Genomic DNA, 18,727 nt, shown 5'->3' with positions numbered 1-18,727 from the left:
AATTGAAACAGTGGTTGAGCGCTCATTACGCCGGCGCGCGGGATGCGCTGGCCACAGGGACACGGTTGCCGGCGGAGCTCGGTTCGGCGCCGGTCGCCGGAGGAGACGCGGCGACCCGAAAGCGCATCGACAAGTTCGACGCGGCGCGGCGGCTCGCCGAGGACGGCAAGGCGAGGATGGACGCGCTTCCGGCGGACAGCACGGAGGCCGGCATCGGCGGAATCGAGCAGTCGACGTGGCCCAGGATCGTCCGGGCGAGCGCCAACCCGTTCGACGGGGTCGAGATCAGCGACGAGATGCTGGCCGCGGACACCGCGCACACCTGCTCGGCGATCAACAGCTGGCCGCGTTAGGCGCCGGAGATGGCGAGGACGCCGTCCATGGTGCCGAGGTAGGCGTGGTCGCCGGAGAGGGTGGGGGAGGCGAAGTGGGGGAGGGTGCCGGTGGTGAGCTGGGCGCGGACGGCTCCGGTCGCCGGGTCGAGGGCGTAGAGCAGGCCGGCTGAGTAGTCCGTCACCCACACGGCGCCGCCGCCGACCGTCGGTGAGCCGTTGGCGCGGACCGGGGTGCGCCAGACCACGGTCGGCACGCCGGATGCGTCGAGGCGCACCGCGCGGGTGCCGTCGGCGCACGGAACGTAGGCGACCCCGGCGTTCACCGCGCTGCCGCCGAACGAACGGCAGATCTCCGCGGACGCCACCTGCCCGCCCACGCCGCCCAACGCGGTCCGCCGGAGGACGTAACCGGTGCCGCGTTTGCCGATGATGAGGACGAAGTCGCCGAGCAGGATCGGGCTGGACGAGCCCAGGTCGAGATCGCGCCGGTTGTCATCGGCCCAAGTGGACGGTGCGAACAGGTCGACCCGGGCCAGCGTCGGGGAAAGCGCGAGCACCGAGTCGCTGTCGTCGAAGCCCGAGGTGGACTCGCCGTTGCCGGCGGACACCAGCAGCCGGTCACCGTCCACGACGGCGCCGCCCGTCGCCCAGATTCCCGCCTCCCGCGGGGTCGGCACGTGGTAGCTCAACGGCTCCGCGCCCGCGGTGGTCACCGACACGACCGAGCCGAAGTACCGCCCGCAGTCCCCGAACAGCCCGCCGTACGCCACGTACACCCGGTTTCCCAGCAGGGTCAGCGCGGCCCGCTGCTGGTGCGCCAACCGGTCGCCTTCGGGCGGCTCCAGCGGCACCCGCACCTCGACCGCGCCGCTGGTCACGTTCACCCCGACCAACAAGTGCGCCCCGCTGGTCGTCTCGGCCAGGGCGAAGACCCGGGACGTGGCCGGGTCGAACACCATCGTGCCGGTGATCCCCAGTGGATCGATGTTCCCGCACGGCAACGCCGACCGCGGCACCGGCTCGCCGACGTGGGCGGACCATTGCACGGCGCCGGTCGAGGGGTCGAGCGAGTAGATCGTGTTGTGCTCGGTCGCAGCCAGGATCCGGTTCCCGACAACCAGAGGCTGGCCGTACACCGCGCCGTCCAGGGCCGCGCGCCAGGCCACGCCGAGGGTGCCGAGCGGGGCCAAGCCGGCAGCCACGCCGGTGCGCGCGTTGTCCCGGTGGTACGTCGGCCAGTCGCTCTCGGTGGTCGCCGGTGCCGGAGCGGAGCTGGATCCGGTCGCCGTGCTCGGCGGAACGGCCGAGCTCGAGCCGGTCGCCCCGGGTGCGGACCCGTTGGCCGCACACGCGGTCAGGACCAGCAAGGTGAATGCCAGCGCCCCGGATTTGCGCATCGCGCGTCACCTCCCGATACCTCCAGTGTTCCCAACCCGGCGCGAAACAAAGGTAAAAGCCCGGCGCGGTCGTCACCCCACGACCGCGCCGGACCCGAAACAGGACCTACACCGGCGGGAAGGCGTTCCGGAGCAGCTCCTGGAACTGGGCGGAGAACCAGTGCCCGGACAGCGGCGCGTCGGGCAGCGCCCCGGACATGTGGTTGTTGTTGCGCGGGTTGCCGGTGTACGTGGGGTCGCACATCCGGTCGAAGCCCTTGCCCTCGTCGTTCGGGATCTCGGTGCTGGAGCCGTCGGACTCGCCCGGCGGCTTCATCCACACGAACGCGTCGATCCCGGCGGCGGGGGAGGCGGTCGGCCGCTCACCCAGCCCGGCACCGGCCTGGTTGCACCAATTGCCCAGGTGGATCCGGCGGTCGAGCCGGCCACCGTCCACATAGGCGTTGGCGTCGGTGGTCGGTCCGGGGCCGGTCGGCCGGGCCGAGCCGCCCCAGCCGTTGCGCGAGGTGTCGATCAGCATCCCGATGCCCGGGTCGAAGCCGTGCCGGGTGAGCTCGGTCCGGAACGCCTGCGCGAAGGACAACTCATCGACGTAGCGGTTGAAGTCGATCCAGCTGGCGTGCTCCCGGATCGGCTGGTTGTTGATCGTGTCGTTGATGGTGAAGAACGGCTCGTGCACCGCGCCGTAGTTGGCCGTGTCGGTGATGAACCCGGCCACGTCGGCCGGCGTGGCGCCGGACGCGTTCGCCGCGTCGGCCAGTTTCGCCGCCGTGGGGGCGAAGTTGTCGTCCCACCCGATCCAGCCGTGGTGGCCGATGTCGAGGTAGTTGTAGACGTTCTCCAAGGCACCGAAGTGCGCCAGCGCGTAGCCGATGCCGGTGACGTAGTTTCCGTTGGCCGCCATGGTGTCGCACTGCGGCGTGAACGTCGGGCGTGGCGAGATGTTGGTGACCAGGTTCGGAATCGAGTCGATCTCGACGACCGTCACGATGCGCAGGTTCGCGAACGCGGGGTCGCCGAGGATCTCGGCGATCGGGTCGACGTACTCGTGCTCGTACCGGTCGATGTCGGTCGCGCCGAGCTCTCCGTTGGACGCCAGCGCCGAGCAGTCCCGGCCGGGCAGGTCGTAGATCACCAGCTGGATCAGGTTGGCGCCCTGGTCGACCGCCGCGTTGAGGTGGTCACGCAGGCCCATGCCCCCGTTCACGCCGTTGATCGCCGCGATCCGGTCCAGCCAGACACCGGTCGGCTGGTTGGCGATCGCGGATCCGCCCGGTTCGGCGGCCGCGTTGGCCGACCATTCCGGATTGACGTAGACCCGGGCGCCCGCATAGGGATTGTCCACTCGGGCCAGCACACCGGCGCCACCGTCGGCGATGTTGTCCGCTGTGGCCGGACCGGCGAACATGGCGGCGGCCAGGGTGACCGACGCCGTGACCGCCAGCACCTGCGTCCACTTCGGACCAAATGGATATCTCATGTGGATTCTCCTCCTGTGGTTACGTGATTCGCCCGCGCGGGACACAGGGGTATGCGCCCGCGACAACCGTGATTTGCGAATGCGAAAGCGATGCCGAAACGTCAACCCGGGGATCGAAATGCGCCGGGCAGCCGGCGATGCTGGGAATTACCGCGTAAAGATCATCTAGCGCCGCGAGTCGCTCGCTGGGTGCCGGACCGTCCGCCGTGCAGGTAGAACCTCATTGTCCCCGACTCCTCGTAGCCTGCGTGGAACCCCAGGTCCTGAGAGCGCTCCCAGGCTGACGGGAGCGGCAGGACGGCGATTTCGCCGAAGGGTCCTCGTTCTACGACGGAAGCGCCTCCCAGATTTGTGGGAGCGCTCCCAGATCCACACTGTAACGACGAGTACACATGGAGAGAAGTACCCCTTAGGGGATTCGGCACAGGTTACGCCGTTTGCCCGCGTGATGAAGTCGAACGGAGCAACGGCGCGAACGGCGTCGACCCGCGCACCGGCAAGTTACGCTGTGGGACGTGTCCACTCCACCCTCCTCCCGCCGGGTCGCGCTGCTCACCCTCGGGTGCGCGCGCAACGAGGTCGACTCCGAGGAGCTGGCCGGGCGCCTGGCGGGTGGTGACTGGCAGCTGGTGGACGCCGACGACAACGCCGACGTCATCGTGGTGAACACCTGCGCGTTCGTGGAGTCGGCCAAGAAGGACTCGGTGGACACCCTGCTGGCCGCGGGTGACTCCGGCGCCAAGGTGGTCGCCGTCGGCTGCCTCGCCGAGCGCTACGGCGCGGAGCTCGCCGAGAGCCTGCCCGAGGCCGCCGCGGTGCTCGGCTTCGACCACTACCCCGACCTGGCCGAGCGGCTCGGCGACGTACTCAACGGCCACGCCATCCCGGCGCACCAGCCGTTCGACCGCCGGACCCTGCTCCCGATCACCCCCGTGCACCGGCCCGCCGCGACCGGCGACCTGTCCGTGCCCGGCCACGGCTGGGGCCCGCGCATGCTGCGCCGCCGCCTGGACAGCGGCCCGGTGGCCCCGCTCAAGATCGCCTCCGGCTGCGACCGGCGCTGCTCGTTCTGCGCCATTCCGAGCTACCGCGGCGCGTTCGTCTCCCGGCACCCGGACGAGATCGTGGCCGAGGCCGCGTGGCTCGCCGGGCAGGGCGTCCGCGAGCTGTTCCTGGTCAGCGAGAACTCCACCTCCTACGGCAAGGACCTGCCCCGCGAGCTCGGCGGGCTGGAGGCGCTGCTGCCGCGCCTGGCCGCGGTCGAGGGCGTGGACCGGGTCCGGGTCTCCTACCTGCAGCCGGCCGAGACCCGTCCGAGCCTCATCGCGGCCATCGCCGGCACCGAGGGCGTCGCCGACTATTTCGACATGTCCTTCCAGCACGCCAGCGAGCCGGTGCTGCGCCGGATGCGCCGGTTCGGCTCCACCGAGTCGTTCCTGGATCTGATCGAGCGGATCCGCGCGCTCACCCCGGCTGCGGGCATCCGCAGCAACGTGATCGTCGGCTTCCCCGACGAGACCGAGGCCGACGTCGACGAGCTGGCCCGGTTCCTGACCGAGGCCCGGCTCGACGCGGTCGGCGTGTTCGGTTACTCCGACGAGGACGGCACCGAGGCCGCCGGCCTGCCCGGAAAGCACGACGCGGCAACGATCTCCGAGCGGGTGCGGCGGATCTCCGACCTGGTCGAGCAGCTCACCGCGCAGCGCGCCGAGGACCGGATCGGCGAGGAGGTCGTCGTCCTCGTCGAGGGTGACGGCACCGGCCGGGCCGAGCACCAGGCGCCCGAGATCGACGGCGAGTGCGTGCTGCCGGACGGGCTCAGCGTGGGGGATCTGGTGCGGGGCAAGGTGATCGACGCGGCGGGTGTGGACCTGGTGGTCGAGCCGGCGGAGATCCGGTGAGTGCCGCCGAGCCGGCGGAACCGACCCCGGGTCTGCCGGAGCCGGCGGCGATCCCCCTGCTCAACGTGGCCAACGTGCTCACCGTGTCCCGCCTGGTGCTGGTGCCGGTGTTCCTGCTGACGCTGTTCGCCGGCGGCGGGCAAGCGACCGGTTGGCGGATCGTGGCCACCGCGGTGTTCACCGTCGCGTCCATCACCGACAACCTCGACGGGCGGCTGGCCCGCAAGCTCGGCCTGGTCACCGACTTCGGCAAGATCGCCGACCCGATCGCGGACAAGGCGCTGATCGGCGCCGCGCTGGTCGGGCTGAGCCTGCTCGGCGAGCTGCCCTGGTGGGTGACCGTGGTGATCGCCACCCGCGAGGTGGGCGTGACGCTGCTGCGGTTCTGGGTGATCCGGTACGGCGTGATCCCGGCCAGCCAGGGTGGGAAGTGGAAGACCCTGACCCAGATCGTGGCGATCGGGCTGTTCCTGCTGCCGCTCCCGCCGGCTGCGGACGTGGTCAGCTGGCTGGTCATGGGTGTCGCCCTGGTGCTCACCGTGGTGACCGGGCTGGACTACGTGTTCCGCGCGTTCCGGCTGCGGGCGATGGCCGGCGGCTGAGCCGGTGGCCGAAGGAAAGCAACGTCACGTTGCTTCCCCGTTCAACCCCGTCGCCGAGGCGCTCGGTGTCGACCCGGCGCTGGTGGTGTCGATCATCGAGGCACTCCGGGACCGGGCGGAGACCGTGGCCACCGCCGAGTCGCTGACCGCCGGGCTGGTCTGCGCCACGCTGACCGGCGTCCCGGGCTCCAGCGCCGTGGTGCGCGGCGGCTTGATCGTCTACGCCACCGAGCTGAAGGCCTCGCTTGCCGGGGTCGACACCCGGGCACTGCGCGCGCACGGCGCGGTGCACCCGCTGATCGCCGAGGAGCTGGCCGCCGGTGCCCGGCGGCGGTGCCTGGCCACCTGGGGCCTCGGGCTGACCGGGGTCGCCGGGCCGGATCCGCAGGACGGAGTTGGTCCCGGCACCGTCCACATCGGGCTGGCCGGGCCGGACGGCGCCACCGTGCGCACCGTGCGGGCCGAGGGTGACCGGCACGCCGTCCGCTCGGCGGCCGTTCGCGGCGCGCTCGAGCTGCTGTGGGCCCGGTTGCGCCAACCGGCCTAGTGTCGGGGAACAATGGCACGCGTCTGGTCGTTCGCCCTGGGCGGACGATACGTAAGGTCGCTGCGGCCGGACGGGCTGTCTCGGTAACGTTGGCAGTGTGCACGAGGGAAGGGAGGCGCGCGATGACCGTGCTTCTGCGCGAGGCCATCGGTGACCGGCTTCGGCATGCCCGCACCAACCAGCGGCGCACGCTGCGCGAGGTCTCCCGGACCGCCCGGGTCAGCTTGGGTTACCTCTCGGAGGTGGAGCGCGGCCGCAAGGAGGCCTCCAGCGAGCTCCTCGCGGCCATCTGCGGCGCCCTCGACCTGCCGATGTCCGAGCTGCTGCACAACGTGGCCACCGACCTCGACGTGGTGACCTCCGTCGAGCAGACGGTGCCGGCCGGGCCCGAGCCGGTGGAGCCGCCCGTCGACGTGGTGGACCGGGTCCGCGACGACCGGCCGCGCGCCGCCGTCGACGCCGGCCGCCTGGTCCCGGCCATCGTCGGGGAGAACCTCGCCGACCTGCGCATTCAGCCCGCGCTCAGCCACCGGATGGAGACCTCGATCTCCGGCGCCCGCGCCGGTGTCGTGTTCGCCGCCTAGCGCTACCCTGATCCCCGTCTCAGGGTGGAAATCGGACGGTCAGGGCTATCCCCTGATTTCTGCCGGGTGTGGTGGAACGCCGACCGAGCACCTGGAACGATGGAACCCACGGTGACGATGGGGCGTTGCTCTACCAACGACGAGAGCAGCCGGGAAGCGGAGAAGGCAGGCGGAGGAGATGGCCAACCCGTTCGTGAAGTTCTGGAAGTACCTGATGGCGGCCTTCTCGTCGAAGATCGACGAGCACGCCGACCCCAAGGTGCAGATCCAGCAGGCCATCGAGGAGGCGCAGCGTCAGCACCAGGCCCTCTCTCAGCAGGCCGCCGCGGTGATCGGCAACCAGCGGCAGCTGGAGATGAAGCTCAACCGCCAGCTCGGCGAGGTGGAGAAGCTGCAGGCCTCCGCGCGCCAGGCGCTGGTGCTGTCCGACGAGGCGCGGGCCAAGGGTGACGACGCCAAGGCCACGCAGTTCGAGCAGGCCGCGTCGTCCTTCGCCACCCAGCTGGTTACCGCCGAGCAGGGCATCGAGGACCTCAAGACGCTGCACGACCAGTCCCTGCAGGCGGCCGCGCAGGCCAAGCAGGCGGTCGAGCGCAACGCCATGGTGCTGCAGAACAAGCTCGCCGAGCGCACCAAGCTGCTCAGCCAGCTGGAGCAGGCCAAGATGCAGGAGCAGGTCTCCCGCTCGCTGAACCAGATGAGCGAGCTGGCCGCGCCCGGCAACGTGCCCTCTCTCGAAGAGGTCCGCGACAAGATCGAGAAGCGGTACGCGACCGCGATCGGTTCGGCGGAGCTGGCGCAGAACTCGGTGCAGGGCCGGATGATGGAGGTCCAGGCGTCCACCACGGAGATGGCCGGGCAGAGCCGGCTGGAGCAGATCCGCGCCTCGCTGCACGGTGGCTCGGTGGCGCCGCAGGTCACAGCCGGTTCGTCGGCCTCGGGCTCGTCGGCGGCGACCAGCATCCAGGCCGAGATCGCGCAGCGGGTTGCCCAGGAGAAGGCCAACCCGCAGCCCGGCACGGCCTGATCCGAGCGGTCGCACCATGGCGCGCGCAGATGACCTGCGCCGGCTGATCGCGCTGGCGCAGCAGTTTCGAGGTCCCGTGGTGGACCACGCGAAGCTGGTCCAGGACGCGCTCGCCAAGCGAACCGACCCAGCCCTCCAACGCGAACGTCAGCGCCGGCGGCTGGCCCGCAAACGCGCCTGGGCCAGCCGCTGGACCACGGTCTGGGCGCTGGTCACGGCGATCTGCCTGGTCTACGTCGTGGCGGCGTTCAGCGGTGCTGTCGGCGACAACGAGAGCGCGATCGTGTTCATCATCATCGGCCTGTTCACCGGCACCTTCGCGGTCCGCGCCGGCCTGCGGATGCGCGGCCTCACCCGAGCTCAGCAGTCCCTCGAACCCGGCGCCGGCGACCCACTCGTCGTCACCCGCTACGCCCTGCCGCCCAAGAGCTCCCTCGCCCGCGCCCCCATCGAGCGCCTCACCGAGGCCGAGAGCACCCTGGCCGAGCTGCTCACCCAGATCTCCCGCGGCGCCTCCGTCCCCGCCGAGTCCGTCGAGCACACCCGCCGCACCGGCGCCGAAGCCGCCCTCGTCCTCCGCCGCGTCGCCGCCCAGCTCCACGCCGTCGAACGCGCCCGCGACCACGCCCCACCCCTCGAGCGCGCCCCCCTCGCCGAGGCCGTCCGCCAACTCCGCACCCAACTCGACGAAGGCGTCGACGCCTACGGCAGCCTCCTCGCCGCCGCCGGCCGCGTCCTTGCCGCCAGCTCCCTCGGCGCCCCGACCCAGGACCTCACCAGCGCCACCGACCACCTCGCCGGCCTCGCCCTAGCCCTCCGCGACCTCTCGCCCGAGGCCTGATGCCCGTTCGCCATCTTGGCGCCTGACGTCCGTGTGTTGGCGTCTGGCGTTGCCGTGTTGGCCCGTGACGTCGGTGTCTTGGCTGCTGGCGGGCTTCGCCCATCCCCGGATTGGATTCGCTGCGGTTCCACAGGTGGCCGCGGACGGCCAAGCCCTGCGCGTCCGCCGCCAACACGACGACGTGAGAGGCCAACACGACGACGTGTCAGGCCAACATGGCGACTGCGCGGTTGATCCGGCGGATGAGGCCGGGGCCGTGGTAGATCAAGCCCGTGTAGAGCTGGATCAGGCTCGCGCCGGCGTCGAACATGCGGAGGGCGTCGTCGGGGGTGTGGATGCCGCCGACGCCGATGATGGGGAGGGTGCCGCTGGTTTCCTTGGCTACGAAGGAGACCACGTCGCGGGCGCGGGTGGTGAGGGGGTGGCCGGAGAGGCCGCCGGGCTCGGGGGCGAGCGGGGCGTCGGCGGGGTGCAGGCCGTCGCGGGAGAGGGTGGTGTTGGTGGCGATCACGCCGTCGACGTTGTGCGCCGCGCAGACGTCGAGGAGGTCGGCGATGGCGTGGTCGGTGAGGTCGGGGGCGATCTTGACGAGGAGGCGGGCGGTGGCTTCGGCGCGGAGGGCTCCGAGGAGGGCGTCGAGGGCGGCGCGGTCCTGGAGGGTACGGAGGCCGGGGGTGTTGGGGGAGCTGATGTTGATCGCGAAGTAGTCGGCGTAGGGGCGCAGGGTGCGGAACGAGGCGAGGTAGTCCTCGACGGCCTCGTCGACCGGGGTGGCGCGGGACTTGCCGATGCTGATGCCGAGGGGGAACCGGAGCGGGCCGAGGGCGTGCAGGCGGGCGGCGAGGGCGTCGGCGCCGGCGTTGTTGAAGCCCATCCGGTTGATGATCGCTTCGCTGTCCACGAGGCGGAACACGCGGGGGCGGGGGTTGCCGGGTTGGGCGTGCCGGGTGACCGTGCCGACCTCGACGAAGCCGAAGCCGAGCGCGGGCCAGGCGGGGAGGGCCGTGCCGTCCTTGTCCATTCCGGCGGCGAGGCCGACCCGGTTGGGGAAGTGGATGCCGAAGACGGTGCGCGGGGCTGGGGCGCCGAAGTGCCGGTGCAGCGCGGAAATGAGGCGCGGGTGGCGGCTGAGAAGGGTCAGCGCGCGCAGGGTCCGTTCGTGCGCGATCTCCGGGTCGCCGCCGCCCAGCCGGAACAGGGCGCGCCGCAGCACCCGGGTGTAGAACACCAGGTCATCGTGTCATGGGGCCCATCCGGAATGATGGAGCCGTGGCCGGAAACGACGTCGAGTCCGCGATCCAGGAGCTGTACGGCGCCGCGCGGGAGGAGTTCATCGCGCTGCGGAAGGAGTTCGCCCGGGCGGCCCGGGAGGCGGGGAACGCCGGCGCGGCCGCGGAGATCGACAAGTTGGCGAAGCCGACCACCGCGGCGTGGATCGCCAACCAGCTTGCCCGGACCGATCCGGACGAGGTCCATGAGCTGGCCGAGCTGGGTGACGCGCTGCGCCAGGCCCATGACGAGCTGAACGGTGCGGAGATCAAGGCGTTGTCGCAGCGGCGAACCGAGCTGATCGGTGAGCTGGTGCGGCAGGCCGAGGACCGTAACGAGGCGTTGAGCGAGTCGGTGATCAGGGAGCTGGAGGCGATCTTCACCCGGGCCGTGGTAGATGCCGACGCTGGCGCGGCGTTCGTGTCCGGGCGGCTCACGTCGGCCAAGGGGTTCGCGCCGGGTGCCGGCTGGCCGTCCCTCCCGCCCGGCGAGCTGCCGACGCCGAAGCCCGCGTCCCACACGCCGAAGGCCCCGGCGCGGTCGGATACCGAGGCTCGGCGGGAACAGGCCCGCGCGGCGCTGGACGAGGCCCGCGCCGCGGTCAAGGAAGCCGAGGCCGACCGGGCCGACGACGAGCGTTCTCTCGCCGATGCCGAGGCCGCCGCGGAGGAGGCCGCCGCCGAGGTCAAACGCCTGACCGAGGAGCTGGACGCCGCCGAGGCCCGGGAGAAGCGTGCCCGCGGCCTGGTGGCCCTGGCCCGCCGCTCGGTGAAGGAGGCTGAGCGCCGCGCGTCCGCCGCGTGGCGCCAGGTGCAGCTGGCCGAGCAGAAGCTCGCCAACCTCGACTAGCCGGTGCCGGGCGTGTCCCGCCCTCACGTAGCCGTGTCCCGGCTCCGCGTAGCTGTGTCCCGGCTTCGGGTAGCGGTGTTCGGTGCTGGCGTAGCCGTGATGCGCACTGGGTAGGCGAGACTCTTGCCGAGATCTACCGGACTCGGCCTAGCCGTGGACCGAAGCGACGACTCGGGTGCTGGACGGTACGACTCGCGGGCTGGGACGTACGACTCCCTTGCCTGAGCGTCGAACTCAGGTGCCCGAGTGTCGAACTCGGTTGCTGGAGCGTCGAACTGGCGGGAGAAATAGGCAACCCCCGGAGCGCCGTCCCGTTGACGGATCAACGGGCCTCAGGGAGGACTGGGTCCTGAGGAGCTCCGGGGGTTGGGTGACTGCCTGGTATTCGCCGACCACTCGCCCGCGCCCTACGGCACCGGTCGACCCGGTGTCAGCCGTGGGAGGGGGCCGGCCCAACCATGTTTGTCAGGGTCGGTGGTCCTAGCGGACAGCCACCTCACGAGTCCCATGTGATATCACCTGCGGACCACCTCCTTTCTCGTGTACCTCCGAACTTATGCGCTCCGGCCCAGGTCGACAACGTGTTTTGCCGGACATGGCCGAAGTGCGAGTTCCCCCAAATGGGGGATGGTATGGTTCCTCGTCTCACACAACCAGTGAGGTCGGGGATACCTTGTGCGAACGCTCCTGAGCGATCATGGGCGATTAGCCGCCGGCGCGATCGTGGGTGCCATCACTGCTGCCCTGTTCGCGGAGGGCCTGATCGGCGGCACGCCCGGCTGGCCGGCGCCGGACGAGCGCGCCGTCATCACCAAGGATGGCGTGCGTGCGCCCGAGCCCCTTCCGCCCCTGCCCGGCAGCGCCGACACCTCCCTGATCGCTGCACCGCCCACGACCACAACCCCCACCAACACGACCACCACGACGTCGGCGACCACCACCACGACCACCAAGCGCCCGACGACCACGACCACCACCACGACCGCCGCCCCCACCACGACCACGACCACCACGCGCCGCACCACCACGACGACCACGACCACCCGCTGCGGCATCCTCTTCTGTTAACCCGCGAGTCCCCGCTTCAGGCACGCGAGTCCCCGGTTCAGGCACGCGAGTCCCCGGTTCAGGCACGCGAGTTCGCAGTTCGGACCTTGGATGTGGCGTGCTGGAACTAGGAACTCAGGTGCTGGAAGTGGGAACTCAGGTGCTGGAAACGGGGACTCGCGGAGCTCAGGGGTGTGGGCCGGGTTGGCAGGTGGGGCAGTAGTAGGTGATGCGCTCCTGAACATCGGCACCCTGTTTGGTCACGATGACCCGGCCGCCGCAGCGGAGGCAGCCCGTGCGGTTGCGGCCGTAGACCCAGAGGTTGCGGTTGCGGCGGGGGTCGCCGGTGGTGTTGCGGTTGGGGTTCAGGGCGTTGCGTAGCAACAGGTCGCGGCTCAGCTCAACCGCGCGCGGAATGTCCACTTCGGACATTGGAGTCCATGGGGAGACGCCGAGCAGGAAGCAGACCTCGGCCTTGTACACGTTGCCCACACCCGCCATGAGCGTCTGGTCGAGCAGGGCCAGGCCGATCTCCCGTGCCGGGTCGCGGGCCAGGCGGGCGGCGGCTTCGGCGGCGTGCGTGGCCGACCAGTCCGGGTCGAGCAGGTCCGGGCCGAGGTGACCTACTACCTGTTGCTCGTCGTTCGTTCGAACGAACAGTAGCTGATGAAGATTGAGTCCAATCGCGGACGTCGACTCGGTCGACAGCACCACGCGGGCGCGGTGGTCGAGCCGCGGGTGTGGGCCGGCGAAGCGCCAGGAGCCGTCCATGAGCAGATGGTTGTGCAGGCTGAGATCCCGGTCGAAGCGCACGAAGAGGTGCTTGCCGACGCTGCGGACACCGAGCACGACCCGCCCGGCCAGATCCACAGTGGACAGGCGAGGATGCCGGACCTCGCCGCGTACCAACGTTTTCCCGGCCAGGTGTTCGCGCAGCCGGTGGGCGGTCTGGAAGACGCTGTCACCCTCGGGCACGCCGCATCAGCCGTTCGCTTCCTCGTCGTCGCTCCCGACGACGACGTCCTCGTCCTCGTCCTCGGGCCAGCTCACCGCCTGGTGCCGGCCCCGCCCGCCGGTGCGCAGCAGCCGGGCCAGCAGCAGGTTGAACGCCAGCGACACCTCGCGCGCGCCGGGCGTGGACCACAGGTGGATGGGCGTGCAGGCACCCTGCGCCTGCTGCACGGCGAGCCGGTCCGGCAGCGCCACCGGCATGATCAGCGAGCCGAAGCTCTCCCGCAGCTCGGCGATCCGGTACTGGTGTTCGTAGGAGTGCGGGCGCACCCGGTTCACCACCACGCCCAGCGGGACCAGGTTCGGGTTGTGCCGCTCGCGGGTCTCCTCCAGCGCGTCGAACGCCCGGTTCGCGCCGGACACCGCGTACAGCGTCGGCTCGGTGACCAGCAGCGCGCCGTCCGCGGCGACCAGCGCGGAGCGGGTCAGCCGGCCGAGTGACGGCGGGCAGTCGAGCAGCACGAGCTGGTACGGCAGTTCGCCGTCGGTGAGCAGCTCACCGAGCGAGGCCAGCGCCCGGCCGAGCTTGTCCAGCCGGCGCGGGTCGGCGTCCGGGTCGTTGAGCGCCTCCAGCTCCTCCGAGCTGACCAGCACGTCCACCTCGTCGCCCCAGGCGCTCGGCGCGATGGCCGCGCGCAGCACCGTCGGCCGCGGCGTCTCCAGCACGTCGGCCAGCGTCGCCTCGGTCTCCTCCGGGTCGAGCGTCGCGGTCGCGTTGCCCTGCGGGTCGAGGTCGACGACCAGCGTGCGGGCCCCGCGCCGCATGGCCGACGAGGCAAGGCCGAGCACCACGGTGGTTTTCCCGACACCACCCTTCAGGCTGAGCACCGCGACCGTTCGCACGCCGAGAACCCTACGGTCCTACGCTCTGTCCATGCGACTGGATGCCGTTCGCCGTGCGCTCGACGGGACACTGGCCGCCGCCCGCGAGCGCCGCGGCGGCAGCCCGCCCCGGGTCCTCGACGTCGGCGGCGGCAGCGGCACCCTCGCCGTCCCGCTGGCCGCGGCCGGCTGCACCGTCACCGTCGTCGACCCCAGCCCGAACGCCCTCGCCACCCTCCACCGCCGCGCCGCCGAAGCCGGCGTGTCCGATCGCATCACGGCCGTCCAGGGAGACGCCGACGCCCTCCGCGAGCTGGTCGCCCCGGCCGCCGCCGACCTCGCCCTCGCCCACGGCCTGCTCGAGGTCGTCGAGGACCCCAAGAACACCGTCGCCGCCATCGCCGAGGCCCTCGCCCCGGGCGGCACCGTCTCCGTGGTGGTCGCCAACCGCCACGCCGCCGTGCTGCACCGCGCCGTCGCCGGCCGCCTCGCCGACGCCCGTGCCCTCCTCGACGACCCCGCCGGCCACCTCCCCGGCGAGTCCCTCCTCCGCCGCTTCGACACCGACACCCTGCAGCGGCTCCTGATCGACGCCGGCCTCACCGTCGAGCTCGTCCAGGGCAGCGGCGTCCTCACCGACCTCGTCCCCGGGTCAGTACTGGAACTCGACCCGGGAGCCCTTGCGGACCTCGAACTCCGCGTCGCCACCCTCGCTCCCCTGCGAGACGTGGCCACCCGCCTGCACGCCATGGCCAGGACCGCCACCGGTGGTCCTCGCTGAGCTGGGTGGGAGCGGGTTCAGCCCGCTCCGGCGGAGCGGGCCGCCTCCTTCACGCGCCGGATGTATTCGGCCGGGTCGGCGTCGTAGCTCACGCAGGCGGCCCGCCACGTGGCGAACGCCTCCCGAATGTCCTGCATCGTGTGGACATAGGCAGCGGAACCGCCATGCCGCACCGTGGTCCGCTCCAGGTCGGTCCACACCAGGTCGAATCCGTGCAGCCGCTGCAGCGCCGACCACACCATCGGATCGCTGACATCCGGGTCGTCACCCTCCACCCACTGGCTTGCCCAGCGGTGCGCGTCGGCCCGGCTGACCGTCTCGTCCAGCACGGCCCGCCACATCTCGGCGACCGTGTCCCGTGTCGCCTGCGCCGGTGTGCTCATTCCCAGAACCCCCGATCGATCCGGCTCTGGACCTGCTTCTCGGTCATGTTCCCGATCACCGTGGTCGGCCGTCCGGACGGGTTCGACATGTCCCGGACGACCACGGAGTAGGTGCCGTCCCCGTTGGCAAGAATCCTGACGACCTGCCCGTCCTCCTGAATGTACATCTCGCCTTCGCGCCACACGTGATCCACGTCGACCTCGCGTTCGCCGGCGCGGACCTGCCCGTGCACGTCCCGGTCGGAGGTGACCTCCGACGGTCGGCCCTGCTCCGCGATCTCGCCGGTGGCGTTCTGGGCGCTGGTCACGCCCTCGCCGGCGTTGATCGAGCCGTGCTGCTGCGGCGGCCGGTCCTCACCGTCGTGGGGCCGGCCGTGACCGTTGCCGGGCGGTTTCTTCTTGTGCAGGGCGAACAGCACGGCGAGCGCGAGGAACGCGAGCAGTCTTGGCACGGCCGCCTACCCGTTCATGAGCTTGGTGAGGTTCTGCAGGCTGGTGACCAGGCCCATGGTGTAGGTGAGGATGCGCCCGGCCCACTTGACCACGGCCGCGGCGATCTGCGAGGCGATCGCCGGGATGGTCACCACGAAGATCGCCTCGACGGCCCACACGATCACCCTGGCCACCAGGTCGGCGATCAGGTCGCGGACGATCTCGCGGGTCAGCTCCACCAGGCCGCCGGCGCCTTCGGTGGCCGCCGCCATCGCCGCCGAGATCGCGGCCAGGCCGCCGATGGCCTCCACGTTGTTGGTCACCTTGCTGCGGTAGGCGTCCGCGGCCTGGCCGTGCCAGTCGGGCAGGTCGCTGTTGAGGTGCGAGCCGAGATCGTTGGCCATGGCGTACAGCTCTTTGGCCATGTTGTCCCAGGTCGTGGCGTGGGATCTGACCACGTCCGGCTTGCCGGTCAGCTCGTCGAGCATCTCCCGCAGCGGCTCGAAGTACTCCATGGCCCAGCCCAGCCCGTTGGCCAGCAATGCGCTGATCGGGTCCATGACGGTCGCCGCGACCTCGACCGCCAGCGTCGCGCCGGCGAGCACGTCGTCGACCCAACCGTCGCTCCTGATCGCGTCGACGAGGCCCTCGATGCTGTCGCCAAGGCTTGACCCGGTCCACGCCTCGCGGGTCGACTCGACCGGGGCGACCAGGGAGCCGTCGGTCATTTCCCCTCCACGACGCCGGCCTGGCGGATCAGGTCGGCGGAGGTCCCGTCGACGGTCTCGTAGTCGTCCGCACTCACCCGTAGCGTGGTCGCGACCATGGCGAGGTTCTTCTCCACGTATGCCAGCAGCTCGTCCTGCCTGGTGTGCCGGCCTTCCAGGACACCGGCGATCCACTGGCACAGCAGCCCGTACGCCTGGTCGTCCTGCGCGATGTGCGCGCTGGCCGCCTTCACCGCGGCGAACCGCGCCTGGATCGCCTCCACGTTGCCCGCGTGGGCGCGCAACTGCTCGATGTTGACGTGGAATCCCATGCTCACCGCCGTTCCAGGTAGGAGCGGGTGTCGAAGCCCTCGTCGCCCTCGTCGTCGTTCCGCCCGACCGCGGGTTCCGGAGCGGGACTACCGCGCAGTTGCCGCCCGACGCTGTCCGCGATCGCCCGTGCCGCGGGCGACTCGGTGCCCACGGTGTCCGCGATGATCTCCTGGGAGCGGTCGGCCAGCGTGTTCCTCGCCTCGCCGAGCGTGGCCATGATCGTGCGGGCGACGACGGTCGGAGCCACCCGCTGTATCCGGTCGGTGAGCCGCAGATCCACCAGCGCGCCGGTCGAGTCGATCGTCACCTCGGCCAGCCCGGTCGGATCGCCCGCGGTGACCCGCACTTCCCGGAGCCGGTCACTCATCGCCGCGGTGTCGGCGGCCAGCTTGTCGATCCGGCCCTTCCACGCCGCCAGACGCTCGCGGGCGTGATCCGGTTCGAGGATGTTCCCGTCCATTTCACCCCTTTGTCGGCGATGTCGGAGTGTAGTCAGCAGGACGCTCGCGTGAGGCCGAAACGGACCGGCTCGTCCGTCGGGGTGGTGTGTGTCAGGCTTCGGGTGTGGGGCGCAGTGGTGACCTGCCGCGCGGGTTGATGGAGCGGTACAAGGCGGGTGAAGACGGGTGGCCGGATGATGCCGGTTGCTCGATCCTGCACGTCGACATGGATGCGTTCTACGCGTCGGTGGAGCTGCGGACGCGGCCGGAGTTGAGGGAGCGGCCGGTGGTGGTGGCGGGTGGGAGTGTGCGGGGGGTGGTGCTGGCGGCGAACTATCCGGCGCGGAAGTTCGGGGTGCGGTCGGCGATGCCGGCGGCGCGGGCGCGGAAGTTGTGCCCGCAGGCGATCTTCCTGCCGCCGAGTCCGGGCACGTACGCGGAGGTGTCGCGGGCGGTGATGGCGGCGTTTCGGGAGGTTACGCCGTTGGTGGAGCCGTTGAGCCTCGATGAGGCGTTTCTGGATGTGGGTGGGGCGTTGAAGCGGTTGCGGATGACGCCGGGGGAGATCGGGCAGGCGCTGCGGGCGCGGGTGCGGGCGGAGCATGAGATCACGTGCTCGGTGGGGGTGGCGCCGACGAAGTTCGTGGCGAAGTTGGCGTCGGGGTTGGCGAAGCCGGACGGGATGGTGGTGGTGCCGCGGGGGGAGGTGTTGGATTTTCTGCATCCGTTGCCGGTGTCGGCGTTGTGGGGGGTGGGGGAGAAGACGGCGGAGCGGCTTAGGGCGGTGGGGTTGGAGCGGGTGGGGGACGTGGCGGCGACGCCGTTGGCGCGGTTGCGGCGGACGTTGGGGGTGGCGGCGGCGGAGCATTTGTACGCATTGGCGCAGGGGCATGATGACCGGGGGGTGGAGCCGGAGGTTGCGGAGAAGTCGATCGGGGCGGAGGAGACGTTCGAGATCGATCAGGCGGACCGGGGTGTGGTGCGGCGGGAGTTGCTGCGGTTGTCCGAGCGGACGGCGGCGAGTTTGCGCAAGCGGGGGTTGCGCGGGCGGACGGTGTCGATCAAGGTGCGGTTCGGGGACTTCACCACGATCACCCGGTCGCGGACGTTGCCGGTGGCCACCGATGTGACGCAGGAGATCTATCGGACCGCCGGGCAGCTGCTTGACGAGCAGACTCCGCCGGGGGCGATCAGGTTGATCGGGGTGCGGGTGGAGCAGCTCGGTGACGACGCGGGCGAGCAGCTCGCGCTGGACGCGCCGGAGCGGGGCTGGCGCGAGGCGGATGCGGCGGCGGACGAGGCGCGCGGCCGGTTCGGGCACGCCGCGGTGCACCCCGCGTCGCTGCTGGGTGAGCGTCCACAGTGGACAAATATCGTCGAGCAGAAGCCGGATCGGGGTAAGGGTTAGGCCGGCGTGGTCGCGATGTTGACGAAGTGCACGGGGACGTGTGCGGTCCGGGCGGTTGAGCTGGTCGGCCGCGGGGTGAAGTCGATGCGGCCGTCTCCTTCGCAGGGCAGGGTCCAGGTCGTGGGGAGCGCGCTGGGACGGAAGTACTCGGTGAAGATCACGGGGACGGTCGTCGTGCTGCTGATGGCCGGTGCGGCAGCGATGGAGGTGCCTTCGCTGCCGGTGAAGCCGAAGTTGGTCGTGTCCGTCGGTGGGGACACGCGGTTCACGGACAGGGTCTGGCCGCTGGCCGGATGCCCGGTACCTCCGGCCGGGCCGGGGCAGACCATGCGGATGGTGGCGTTGGCGGTCTGACCGTTGACCACGCCGGCGAACCATTGGTTGGGGAGGATCGGGAAGGTCGGCGGCGAGGTGTCCGCCGTGGCAGCGCCGGGAGCCACGAGGGCAAATCCGAGGACCCAGAGGCCGATCAGTGTTCGAAGTCGCATAGGACTATTTCAGGGGTGGAAACGACCCGCGGTCAATGATCCG

At 71.0% G+C, this 18,727-nt stretch carries 22 protein-coding genes; 11 read left to right on the top strand and 11 right to left on the bottom strand.

Annotated elements, in window-relative coordinates:
* Positions 1-353 (top strand): hypothetical protein (locus tag VGR06_RS35780; protein WP_327563634.1); only part of this gene is annotated, 353 nt, incomplete at its 5' end.
* Here VGR06_RS35780 and VGR06_RS35775 read toward each other — a convergent pair.
* Both VGR06_RS35775 and VGR06_RS35770 read right to left on the bottom strand, forming a co-directional pair.
* A complete protein-coding gene (locus VGR06_RS35775) occupies positions 350-1,732 on the bottom strand; it encodes a PQQ-binding-like beta-propeller repeat protein (RefSeq protein WP_327563633.1) in 1,383 nt (460 codons plus the stop codon). The genes VGR06_RS35780 and VGR06_RS35775 overlap by 4 nt on opposite strands.
* Positions 1,733-1,838: 106 nt before the next feature.
* The gene (locus VGR06_RS35770; protein WP_327563632.1) at positions 1,839-3,212 is read right to left on the bottom strand and encodes a glycoside hydrolase family 6 protein; all 1,374 of its coding nucleotides are present in this window, start codon (positions 3,210-3,212) and stop codon (positions 1,839-1,841) included.
* A 515-nt stretch (positions 3,213-3,727) separates the two neighbouring features.
* Here VGR06_RS35770 and rimO point away from each other — a divergent pair.
* From rimO to pspM, 6 genes are all read left to right on the top strand, one after another.
* Positions 3,728-5,113, top strand: a complete 1,386-nt coding sequence (gene rimO, locus VGR06_RS35765; protein WP_327563631.1) for a 30S ribosomal protein S12 methylthiotransferase RimO — start codon at positions 3,728-3,730, stop codon at positions 5,111-5,113.
* A complete protein-coding gene (pgsA, locus tag VGR06_RS35760; protein ID WP_327563630.1) occupies positions 5,110-5,715 on the top strand; it encodes a CDP-diacylglycerol--glycerol-3-phosphate 3-phosphatidyltransferase in 606 nt (201 codons plus the stop codon). Before rimO ends, pgsA begins: the two co-directional genes overlap by 4 nt.
* Positions 5,716-5,794: 79 nt before the next feature.
* Positions 5,795-6,262: a CinA family protein gene (locus VGR06_RS35755; RefSeq protein WP_414637396.1), complete on the top strand. Its 468-nt coding sequence runs from the start codon at positions 5,795-5,797 to the stop codon at positions 6,260-6,262.
* A gap of 122 nt (positions 6,263-6,384) precedes the next feature.
* Positions 6,385-6,846 (top strand): helix-turn-helix transcriptional regulator, encoded by a 462-nt coding sequence (locus tag VGR06_RS35750; protein WP_327563629.1) that lies wholly within the window; start codon positions 6,385-6,387, stop codon positions 6,844-6,846.
* A gap of 178 nt (positions 6,847-7,024) precedes the next feature.
* Complete coding sequence (locus VGR06_RS35745; protein ID WP_327563628.1) at positions 7,025-7,873, top strand: PspA/IM30 family protein; 849 nt, start codon at positions 7,025-7,027, stop codon at positions 7,871-7,873.
* 16 nt (positions 7,874-7,889) lie between these two features.
* A complete protein-coding gene (pspM, locus tag VGR06_RS35740; protein WP_327563627.1) occupies positions 7,890-8,714 on the top strand; it encodes a phage shock envelope stress response protein PspM in 825 nt (274 codons plus the stop codon).
* 205 nt (positions 8,715-8,919) lie between these two features.
* Here the strand turns inward: pspM and VGR06_RS35735 are convergent, their stop codons facing one another.
* Positions 8,920-9,942 (bottom strand): quinone-dependent dihydroorotate dehydrogenase, encoded by a 1,023-nt coding sequence (locus VGR06_RS35735; RefSeq protein WP_327563626.1) that lies wholly within the window; start codon positions 9,940-9,942, stop codon positions 8,920-8,922.
* Positions 9,943-9,983: 41 nt separating this feature from the next.
* Here VGR06_RS35735 and VGR06_RS35730 point away from each other — a divergent pair, with 41 nt between their 5' ends.
* Together VGR06_RS35730 and VGR06_RS35725 are read left to right on the top strand one after the other, a co-directional pair.
* Entirely contained in the window at positions 9,984-10,832 is an 849-nt protein-coding gene (locus tag VGR06_RS35730) for a hypothetical protein (RefSeq protein ID WP_327563625.1), read from the top strand.
* Between the two features lie 675 nt (positions 10,833-11,507).
* Entirely contained in the window at positions 11,508-11,900 is a 393-nt protein-coding gene (locus tag VGR06_RS35725; protein WP_327563624.1) for a hypothetical protein, read from the top strand.
* A gap of 165 nt (positions 11,901-12,065) precedes the next feature.
* Here VGR06_RS35725 and VGR06_RS35720 read toward each other — a convergent pair whose 3' ends face one another.
* A complete protein-coding gene (locus tag VGR06_RS35720) occupies positions 12,066-12,854 on the bottom strand; it encodes a DNA-formamidopyrimidine glycosylase family protein (RefSeq protein ID WP_327563623.1) in 789 nt (262 codons plus the stop codon).
* 6 nt (positions 12,855-12,860) lie between these two features.
* A complete protein-coding gene (locus VGR06_RS35715; protein WP_327563622.1) occupies positions 12,861-13,733 on the bottom strand; it encodes a ParA family protein in 873 nt (290 codons plus the stop codon).
* A gap of 31 nt (positions 13,734-13,764) precedes the next feature.
* On the opposite strand from VGR06_RS35715, the gene VGR06_RS35710 reads away from it, so the two are divergent.
* The gene (locus tag VGR06_RS35710) at positions 13,765-14,493 is read left to right on the top strand and encodes a class I SAM-dependent methyltransferase (protein ID WP_327563621.1); all 729 of its coding nucleotides are present in this window, start codon (positions 13,765-13,767) and stop codon (positions 14,491-14,493) included.
* A 17-nt stretch (positions 14,494-14,510) separates the two neighbouring features.
* Here the strand turns inward: VGR06_RS35710 and VGR06_RS35705 are convergent, their stop codons facing one another.
* The 5 genes from VGR06_RS35705 to VGR06_RS35685 are packed head-to-tail and all read right to left on the bottom strand — an operon-like array spanning position 14,511 to position 16,808.
* Positions 14,511-14,876 (bottom strand): hypothetical protein, encoded by a 366-nt coding sequence (locus VGR06_RS35705; protein WP_327563620.1) that lies wholly within the window; start codon positions 14,874-14,876, stop codon positions 14,511-14,513.
* Positions 14,873-15,328 (bottom strand): hypothetical protein, encoded by a 456-nt coding sequence (locus VGR06_RS35700; RefSeq protein WP_327563619.1) that lies wholly within the window; start codon positions 15,326-15,328, stop codon positions 14,873-14,875. The genes VGR06_RS35705 and VGR06_RS35700 overlap by 4 nt, the downstream gene beginning before the upstream one ends.
* Before the next feature lie 6 nt (positions 15,329-15,334).
* On the bottom strand, positions 15,335-16,036 hold the full coding sequence (locus VGR06_RS35695) for a hypothetical protein (RefSeq protein ID WP_327563618.1): 702 nt from the start codon (positions 16,034-16,036) through the stop codon (positions 15,335-15,337).
* Positions 16,033-16,347, bottom strand: a complete 315-nt coding sequence (locus VGR06_RS35690; RefSeq protein ID WP_327563639.1) for a type VII secretion target — start codon at positions 16,345-16,347, stop codon at positions 16,033-16,035. The genes VGR06_RS35695 and VGR06_RS35690 overlap by 4 nt, the downstream gene beginning before the upstream one ends.
* A 2-nt stretch (positions 16,348-16,349) precedes the next feature.
* Positions 16,350-16,808, bottom strand: coding sequence for a YbaB/EbfC family nucleoid-associated protein (locus VGR06_RS35685; RefSeq protein WP_327563617.1), 459 nt, complete (start codon positions 16,806-16,808; stop codon positions 16,350-16,352).
* A gap of 104 nt (positions 16,809-16,912) precedes the next feature.
* Between VGR06_RS35685 and VGR06_RS35680 the strand changes: the two genes are divergently transcribed.
* Positions 16,913-18,196 (top strand): DNA polymerase IV, encoded by a 1,284-nt coding sequence (locus tag VGR06_RS35680; RefSeq protein WP_327563616.1) that lies wholly within the window; start codon positions 16,913-16,915, stop codon positions 18,194-18,196.
* Here the strand turns inward: VGR06_RS35680 and VGR06_RS35675 are convergent.
* The gene (locus tag VGR06_RS35675; RefSeq protein ID WP_327563615.1) at positions 18,193-18,684 is read right to left on the bottom strand and encodes a hypothetical protein; all 492 of its coding nucleotides are present in this window, start codon (positions 18,682-18,684) and stop codon (positions 18,193-18,195) included. The two genes, VGR06_RS35680 and VGR06_RS35675, sit on opposite strands and share 4 nt — an antisense overlap.
* Positions 18,685-18,727: the final 43 nt, after the last annotated feature.

This window comes from Actinophytocola sp., assembly GCF_036002505.1.
In the GTDB taxonomy this organism is placed as follows: domain Bacteria; phylum Actinomycetota; class Actinomycetes; order Mycobacteriales; family Pseudonocardiaceae; genus DASYTH01.
The sequence above is the reverse complement of the archived record's forward strand: the minus strand, read 5'-3'. Positions and strand labels throughout refer to the sequence as shown.